This window comes from Cupriavidus sp. 05L310 (assembly GCF_056398185.1).
The window spans coordinates 1-1,770 of the sequence record NZ_JBFTOX010000145.1 but is presented as its reverse complement, the minus strand read 5'-3'; the positions used below and the strand labels follow the sequence as shown (position 1 = coordinate 1,770).

The 1,770-nt window shown below is 67.2% G+C and carries 1 protein-coding gene; it reads left to right on the top strand.

The features are described from left to right. A partial coding sequence (locus AC1DS6_RS42450) for an acyl-CoA dehydrogenase (protein WP_477104783.1) occupies positions 1 to 1,749 on the top strand: 1,749 nt, incomplete at its 5' end. Between the last annotated feature and the right edge of the window lie 21 nt (positions 1,750 to 1,770).

Below are 1,770 nucleotides of genomic sequence, written 5' to 3'. Positions count from 1 at the left end.
GTGATGAACGAACTGGCCGGCCTTGACGCTGTCAGCCAGCTGCCCGGCTTCGAGGACGCCACGCCCGAGACGGCGCAGGCGGTGCTCGATGAGGCCGCCAAGTTCAACGAACAGGTGCTGGCGCCGCTCAACCGCATCGGCGACACCGATCCCAGCAGCTGGAAGGACGGCGTGGTCACCACCACGCCCGGCTTCAAGGACGCCTTCCGCCAGTTCGGCGAAGGCGGCTGGCAGGGCGTGCTGCATCCGCAGGAATTCGGSGGCCAGGGCTTGCCCAAGCTGATCGCCACCGCCTGCAACGAGATGCTGAACTCGGCCAACCTGTCGTTCGCGCTGTGCCCGCTGCTGACCGACGGCGCCATCGAAGCCCTGCTGACCGCSGGCAGCGATGCGCAGAAAGCCACCTTCCTGCCCAGGCTGATCTCCGGCGAATGGACCGGCACCATGAACCTGACCGAGCCGCAGGCCGGCTCGGACCTGGCGGCGGTACGCACGCGCGCCGAGCCGCAGGGCGACGGTACCTACAAGGTGTTCGGCACCAAGATCTTCATCACCTACGGCGAACACGACATGGCGAAGAACATCGTCCATCTCGTGCTGGCGCGCACGCCGACGGCACCCGAGGGCGTCAAGGGCATCTCGCTGTTCATCGTGCCCAAGTTCCTGGTGAACGAAGACGGCTCGCTGGGCGCGCGCAACGATGCGCACTGCGTGTCGATCGAACACAAGCTGGGCATCAAGGCCAGCCCCACCGCCGTGCTGCAGTTCGGCGACCACGGCGGCGCCATCGGCACGCTGGTGGGYGAGGAGAATCGCGGCCTGGAATACATGTTCATCATGATGAACTCGGCACGTTTCTCGGTCGGCATGCAGGGTATCGCGGTCTCCGAGCGCGCCTACCAGCAGGCGGTAGCCTTTGCGCGCGAGCGCGTGCAAAGCCGGCCGGTCGACGGCTCGGCCCGCGAGGCGGTGACCATCATCCATCACCCCGACGTCAAGCGCATGCTGATGACCATGCGCTCGCTGACCGAAGGCGCGCGCGCGGTGGCCTACGTGGCCGCGGCGGCATGCGATACGGCGCACCAGCATCCCGACGAAGCGGTGCGCAAGCAGAACGAGGCCTTCTACGAGTTCATGGTGCCCATCGTCAAGGGCTGGAGCACCGAGCTGTCGATCGATGTCACCAGTCTTGGCGTGCAGGTGCACGGCGGCATGGGCTTCATCGAGGAGACCGGCGCGGCGCAGCACTATCGCGACGCCCGCATCCTGCCGATCTACGAAGGCACGACCGCGATCCAGGCCAACGACCTGGTCGGCCGCAAGACGGTGCGCGACGGCGGCGCCGTGGCGCGCGGCATCTGCGCGCAGATCGCTGAAACCGAGGCGGCGCTGGGCAAGCATGGCGGCGCGGCTTTCTCCGCGGTGCAAGCGCAACTGGCCAAGGGGCGCGAGGCGCTGGAGGCGGTGGTGGCGTTCGTGGTGGCCAATGCCAAGTCGGATCCGAATGCCGTGTTCGCCGGCAGCGTGCCTTACCTGAAGCTCTGCGGCATCGTGTTCTCGGGCTGGCAGCTTGGGCGCGCGATGCTGGCCGCGGATGCGAAGTGTGGCGAGGATCCTTCCTTCAGCGATGCCAAGATCGCGACCGCGCATTTCTTCGCGGAGCACATCCTGTCGCAGGCGTCGGCCTTGCGCGATGCCGTCGTGGCAGGCGCGGTGCCGGTCAATGCGTTGAGCGAAGCGCAGTTCTGAGATCGCCCGGTAGCAGGCAAA